5 protein-coding genes are annotated in these 6,231 nt (G+C 70.9%); 1 reads left to right on the top strand and 4 read right to left on the bottom strand.

Going from position 1 to position 6,231, the window contains the following annotated elements; all coding sequences use genetic code 11:
* Positions 1 to 321 precede the first annotated feature (321 nt).
* The 3 genes from BWR60_RS16745 to BWR60_RS16735 form a co-directional block, all read right to left on the bottom strand.
* The gene (locus BWR60_RS16745) at positions 322 to 1,272 is read right to left on the bottom strand and encodes a sugar-binding protein (RefSeq protein WP_088152161.1); all 951 of its coding nucleotides are present in this window, start codon (positions 1,270 to 1,272) and stop codon (positions 322 to 324) included.
* Positions 1,273 to 1,408: 136 nt separating this feature from the next.
* Entirely contained in the window at positions 1,409 to 1,831 is a 423-nt protein-coding gene (cueR, locus tag BWR60_RS16740) for a Cu(I)-responsive transcriptional regulator (RefSeq protein WP_088152160.1), read from the bottom strand.
* Entirely contained in the window at positions 1,828 to 4,317 is a 2,490-nt protein-coding gene (locus tag BWR60_RS16735) for a heavy metal translocating P-type ATPase (RefSeq protein WP_275542385.1), read from the bottom strand. Before BWR60_RS16735 ends, cueR begins: the two co-directional genes overlap by 4 nt.
* A gap of 174 nt (positions 4,318 to 4,491) precedes the next feature.
* On the opposite strand from BWR60_RS16735, the gene BWR60_RS16730 reads away from it, so the two are divergent.
* Complete coding sequence (locus BWR60_RS16730; protein ID WP_230983079.1) at positions 4,492 to 4,725, top strand: heavy-metal-associated domain-containing protein; 234 nt, start codon at positions 4,492 to 4,494, stop codon at positions 4,723 to 4,725.
* A 9-nt stretch (positions 4,726 to 4,734) separates the two neighbouring features.
* Here the strand turns inward: BWR60_RS16730 and BWR60_RS16725 are convergent, their stop codons facing one another.
* Positions 4,735 to 6,180, bottom strand: a complete 1,446-nt coding sequence (locus BWR60_RS16725; RefSeq protein WP_179221804.1) for an alpha/beta fold hydrolase — start codon at positions 6,178 to 6,180, stop codon at positions 4,735 to 4,737.
* Between the last annotated feature and the right edge of the window lie 51 nt (positions 6,181 to 6,231).

The following is a 6,231-nucleotide window of genomic DNA, read 5'->3' as shown; positions in this document are numbered from 1 at the left end:
CAAGATACGACACGATGAACCCTATCTTCTCGTCCTCCACGCAGGTCTCCATCCACGGCATCGGCAAGCCCTCCCTTGCCGTCCAGGAAACCTGTCAACCATCTCTCCGGTCCAATCTGTCCAGACTCTCGCCGGTTCGGACCGCGCGTCCGCGCGCGAAAGGGTGAGATCGCTTTCGGCAGCGGCAAGGCCCAATCTCCCTCAATGGCCGGCGCAGGCCGCGAGAACCCCCTCCCCCTACCCCCCTCCCGCAAGGGGAGGGGGGACAAGGAAGGATTATGCGCAGGCAATCGGGTGCGATCGACCATGGTGTCGATCACCTCACTTCTTCAGCAGTTCCTTCATCGTCTTCTGGAAATCGGCGACGTTGCTGCTGTCGATCACCCGGGTCGGGATGATCTTCAGATGGTCCGCCGGGATGAAGGACTTGTCGCCCTCGATGTACTGGGCCAGCAGCTTCACCGTCTGGTAGCCGAACTCGTAGGGCTGCTGCACCACGGTGCCCTCGATCACGCCCTCCTGCACGCCGCGCAGGGTGACCGGGTCCTCGTCGAAGCCGACGACCTTGATCTTGCCCAGCTTCCCGGCCGCCTTCATGGCGTCGTAGATGATCGGCGTGTTGTAGGAGTAGAGGCCGACCAGCATCGCCAGGTCGTCATACTTGGTCAGCGTGTCCTCGACATTGCGCTTGGCCTTGGCGAAGTCGATGTCGTCTGTGCGGACGTCGACGATCTCGACCTTGGAGCCGGCGATCGCCTTCTTGATGCCGTCGACGCGCTCGCGGGCGTTGGCGTTGCCCAGCGTGCCGACGAACAGCATGATCTTGCCGCCGTCCGGCAGGGCCTTCTTGATCAACTCGCCCGCCTGCACGCCGGCGGCGACGTTGTCGGTGCCGATGTAGAGCAGCCGGTCGCTCTTCGGCGCGTCGCTGTCGAAGGTGAACAACGGCACCTGGCCGGCGGCTTTGTTCAAGAGCGCGGTGGAGTTGTCCGGGTCGACCGGGCTGATGCCGATGCCGGCGACGCCGCGGGCCAGCATGTCCTCGACGATCTGGCGCTGCTCCGCGGCGCTGGACTGGCCGGGGATCTTGAACTCGACGCTGTAGCCCTTGATCTCGGAGACGGCCTTGTCCGTGCCCTTGTGGGCGATGGTCCAGAAGTCGGACGAGCCGTTGACGACGAAGGCGATGGTCTTGTCGGCGGCGGTGGCCGGGCCGATGGCGAGAACCGATGCGACGGCGGCTGCGAGGCCCGCCAGAATCAGGCGCTTCATTGGGTTCCTCCCGTTTTCCGGTCCCGCTTCGCGTGGGTCCGGCAACATTGCTATTATAATCAGACAATTTGGATCACAACGATCCGGACCGGTCAAGCCGGCGCGCAACGATCGGGCGGGAGGACCCGGCCGCTGGTCAGGCCGATCGGGCCCGCCGGGCCGTCTTCGGCGGCTCCAGCGCCAGGTCGTCGAGGATCGGGCAGTCGGGCCGGTCGTCGCCATGGCAGCAGGCCGAGAGGTGGCGCAGCGTGCCGATCATCTGTTTCAGCCCCTCGACCTTCCGCTCCAGCTCGGCGACGTGGCCCAGCGCGATCCGCTTCACATCGGCGCTGGACCGGTCGCGGTCCTGCCACAGCGCCAGCAGGCCGCCGATCTGCTCGACCGAGAAGCCGAGGTCGCGCGAGCGGCGGATGAAGCGCAGCGTATGCACGTCGTCGTCGCTGTAGACCCGGTAGCCGGAGTCGGTGCGCAGCACCGGCCGGGTCAGCCCGACCGATTCGTAGTAGCGGATCATCTTGGCGGAGACGCCGGAGGCGGCGGCCGCCTGGCCGATATTCATGGCTGGGTCTCCCCGGACAACGGCGCGTTGAAGCGGCGCAGGCGCAAGGCGTTGGCCAGGACGAAGACGCTCGACAGCGCCATGGCGCCGGCCGCCAGGATCGGCGACAGCAGCCAGCCCTGGGCCGGGTACAGCGCGCCGGCGGCGACCGGGATCAGCGCCGCGTTGTAGGCGAAGGCCCAGAACAGGTTCTGCTTGATGTTGCGGATCGTCGCCTGCGACAGGGCGATGGCGTTGGCCACGCCGCGCAGGTCGCCCGACATCAGCACCAGATCGGCGCTCTCGATGGCGATGTCCGTGCCGGTGCCGATGGCGATGCCGACATCGGCCGCGGCCAGGGCCGGCGCGTCGTTGATGCCGTCGCCGACGAAGGCCACCCGCCGGCCGCCGGCGCCCAGGCGCTTCACGGCCGCGACCTTGCCCTCCGGCAGCACCTCGGCCGCGACCTCGTCGATGCCCAGGCGGCGGGCGATGGCTTCGGCCGTGGCGCGGTTGTCGCCGGTGACCATCGCCACCTTGAGGCCGAGCGCGTGCAGCGCGCGGACCGCCTCCGGCGTCGACGGCTTGACCGGGTCCGACACCGCGATGATCGCGGCCAGGCGGCCGTCGATGGCGGCGTAGAGCGGCGACTTGCCATCCTCGCCCAGGCGGGCGGCCGTGGCGGCGAAGGCCGAGGGGTCCAGGCCCAGGGAGCGCATGTGGCGGTCGGCGCCGATCGCGACGCGGCGGCCTTCGACCGTCGCCGCCACGCCGTGGCCGGGCACCGCCTCGAAGCTCGCGATGGCCGGCAGGGCCTGGCCCCGGGCGCTGGCGGCGGCGACGATCGCCTCGGCGATCGGGTGCTCCGACCGCGCCTCGACCGCCGCGACCAGGCGCAGGGCTTCGTCCTTGTCGAAGCCGTCCAGCGTGTCGAAATCGGTCAGCTCGGGCCGGCCCCGGGTCAGGGTGCCGGTCTTGTCGACCGCGATCACCCGGGCGTCGCGCAGGGTCTGCAGCGCGTCGCCCTTGCGGAACAGCACGCCCAGCTCGGCGGCGCGGCCGGTGCCGACCATGATCGAAGTCGGCGTCGCCAGCCCCATGGCGCAGGGGCAGGCGATGATCAGCACCGCGACGGCGTTGACCAGGGCGAAGGCCAGGGCCGGGTCAGGCCCGAAGGCCAGCCAGACCAGGAAGGTCGCGGCCGACACCGCCATCACCGCCGGCACGAACCAGGCGGTGACGCGGTCGACCAGCGCCTGGATCGGCAGCTTGGCGCCCTGCGCCTGCTCGACCATGCGGATGATCTGGGCCAGCACCGTCTCGCCGCCCACGCGGGTGGCGCGGAAGGAGAAGCTGCCGGTCTTGTTGATGGTGCCGCCGACCACCTCGGCGCCGACGCCCTTGGCCACCGGCACCGGCTCGCCGGTGATCATCGCCTCGTCGACGAAGGACTGGCCCTCGACCACCTCGCCATCGACCGGCACCCGCTCGCCCGGCCGCACCAGCACGATGTCGCCGGCCCGCACCTCCTCCAGCGCCAGGTCCAGCGTCTGGCCGTCGCGCACCACCCGGGCGGTCTTCGGCTGCAGCCCGACCAGCCGGCGGATCGCCTCCGACGTCCGGCCCTTGGCGCGCGCCTCCAGATAGCGGCCCAGCAGGATCAGCGTGGTGATCACCGCCGCGGCCTCGTAATAGACATTGGCCGTGCCGGCCGGCAGCACGCCGGGCAGGAAGGTGGCGACCACCGAATAGCCCCAGGCCGCCGCCGTGCCCAGCGCGACCAGGGAATTCATGTCCGGCGCGGCGCGCAGCAGCGCCGGCACGCCCTTGCGGAAGAAGCGCAGCCCCGGCCCGAACATCACCGCGCTGGCCAGCGCGAATTGCAGGATCCAGCTCTCTTGGATGCCGATCGTCGCCATCACCAGCCCGTGGACGGCGGGGACCAGATGCGTGCCCATCTCCAGCACGAAGACCGGCAGGGTCAGCACGGCGGCGACGGCCAGGCTGCGGCCCAGCGCCTTCGTCTCCGCCGCGCGGGCGTCGCGCTCGCGGTCGCCGGCATCGTCCGCACCGATCCGCCGGGCGTCGTAGCCGGCGTCGCGCACCGCCTGCTCCAGCGCCGCCGGCTGCACCGCGCCGCGGGCGAAGCGCACCGTGCCGCGCTCGGTGGCCAGGTTGACGGCGGCGCCGGTCACGCCGGGCACGGATTTCAGCTTCTTTTCCACCCGGGCGACGCAGGAGGCGCAGGTCATGCCCTGGATCGCCAGCTCGACCGTGTCCTGCGGCACGGCATAGCCGGCGCTCTCGATCGCCTTGACCACCGCCGGGATGTCCGGCGCGGCGGTGAAGGACACGTCGGCCCGCTCGGTGGCCAGGTTGACATTCGCGGCGGCGACGCCCGGCGTCTTCGCGATCGACTGCTCGACCCGGCGCACGCAGGACGCGCAGGTCATGCCCTCGATGGCGAGCTGCACCACGTCCCGGGCGTTGGAGTTCAGCGTTTGCACGGTCCCGATTCCCATCTCGCAACAGCGGATGTGGGGAGAGATGGACCTTCCCACAATGGGAAGGTCAAGGGGCCGTTTCCCGGAATCTGCGGTGGCGGCAAAAACCCGCTTGACCTTGCCATTGTGGGAAGGCTGACAGTGCCCTGGTCCATGCGAAACAGGAGTCGAACCATCATGGGTGCCACGCTGTCCTTCCGGGTCGAGGACATGACCTGCGGCCATTGCGCCGGCACGATCAAGGGCGCGATCGAGGGCAGCATCCCCGGCGCCCGGGTCGAGGCCGATCCGGTGCGCAAGCTGGTCTCCGTCACCGGCACCGACGAATCCAGGGGCGGCTCGCACCGGCCCCTGGATGGCCACGGCGCTGCGCGCCTCGCCATGACGGTGTTGGTCAGGGGCGACCGGTGAACGCCCGACTCACCCATTCACCAGAAAGTGCAGCGGGTCGGGCTCGACCTGGCAGGCATCGACCGGCTGGCGGTCCGGCGCGTCCAGGAACTTGCCCGTCAGCGTCTCGGCGCAGGGGTCGCTGCCGATCAGGCCGTGGCCCTGGTTCTGCCGCTCGACCAGGAAGGCGTTCGGCAGGTGCGATGCGGTGGCGCGGGCCCAGGTCGGCGGCGTCACCGGGTCCAGCCCGCCGGACAGGACCAGCACCGGGATGTCGCTGTCGACCGGCTGCGAGCCGAGGTCGTCCACCGTCGCGGCGGCCGGCCAGGCCGGGCAGGTCGACCCCGTGGCATCGCGCAGGTCGCCCGCATCCGGCGCCAGGCACTCCGCCAGGTCATAGGCGCCATTGGCGATGGTCGGGTCCAGCAGGCCGGTCAGCCATTGCTGGGCCGCGTCCTCATAGGCCTCGTCGCGATCGGCGTCGATGCTGGCGATCAGCGCCGGCAGGGTGGCGGCGTCGTCGCGGGAATAGAGGTCGTTGAACACCACCTCGGACAGCAGGCCGCCGGTGAACATCAGCTCGGCCTCGCCGCCGCCGTCCGGCCGGGCCACGGTGACGGTCGGAGGCTCGTCGTCCAGCCGCTCCAGCAGGGTGCGGTAGCGCGCCGCCAGGTCGGGATAGGCGGCGTTGCAGTCGGCATCGGCGGCGCAGGCGGCGAAGACCCGCTGCAGCGACCGGTCGCCGTCCGGGTCGCTCTCCTCCGACGCGGTGAACAGGCTCTTGCCGGGCGGGTAGACGCCGTCGAGGATCATCGCGGCGATGCCGTCGGGGTAGCGCCGCAGCGTCTCCAGCGCCAGCCGGGTGCCGTAGGACGACCCGAACAGCACCCATCTGTCGATGCCCAGCGCCAGGCGCAGATCGGCCACGTCGCGGGCGCTGTCGGGCGTGGTGTAGCGGGTCAGGTCGTGGCCTTCCGCCTCCCAGCGGGCGCGGCAGGCGCGGGCGGCGTCGACCGCGGCCGCGGCGTTGCCGCCGTCGCCCTCCGGGCCGTTGCTGCGGATCTGGGCCTCGACCATCTCCGGGCAGGTCAGGTTCGGCTGCGACCGGCCCATGCCGCGCTGGTCGTACAGCACCAGCTTGCGCTGCTGCAGCCAGTCGTTGCGGGCGATCAGCTGCCACCAGCGGGCGATGCCGTCGGGGTCCAGCCCCGCCGCCCCGCCCGGGCCGCCCTCGAGATACAGCACCGGCGGCGCGTCGCCCAGCTTGTCGGGCGTGGACAGGACGGCGACCGCCAGGGTGACGGTGGCGCCGTCCGGCTTGTCCCGGTTCTCCGGCACGGTGACGGTGCCGCAGGTGGCGGCCCGCCCGTCCGGCACGGTGAAGCCGCAGGTTCCGGCCTGGAATTCGGGGGCAGCCAGGGCCGGGGCGGCGCCGGCCAGGGTCAGGGCTGCGATCAGGATCAGGGTACGGGTCATCATCGGCATTCGCGGGACAGCAGCGGACCAAATTAGGCAAGCGGGCGAGGC

This window comes from Inquilinus limosus (assembly GCF_002195995.1).
GTDB lineage: Bacteria > Pseudomonadota > Alphaproteobacteria > DSM-16000 > Inquilinaceae > Inquilinus > Inquilinus limosus_C.
Note: the sequence above shows the minus strand (reverse complement) of the source record. Positions and strands in the feature narration are given on the sequence as shown.

Excerpts from the sequence above, each read along its gene's own strand:
- BWR60_RS16745 (WP_088152161.1), bottom strand. The coding sequence starts at position 1,272 with ATGAAGCGCCTGATTCTGGCGGGCCTCGCAGCCGCCGTCGCATCGGTT.
- cueR (WP_088152160.1), bottom strand. The coding sequence starts at position 1,831 with ATGAATATCGGCCAGGCGGCCGCCGCCTCCGGCGTCTCCGCCAAGATG.
- BWR60_RS16730 (WP_230983079.1), top strand. The coding sequence starts at position 4,492 with ATGGGTGCCACGCTGTCCTTCCGGGTCGAGGACATGACCTGCGGCCAT.
- BWR60_RS16725 (WP_179221804.1), bottom strand. The coding sequence starts at position 6,180 with ATGACCCGTACCCTGATCCTGATCGCAGCCCTGACCCTGGCCGGCGCC.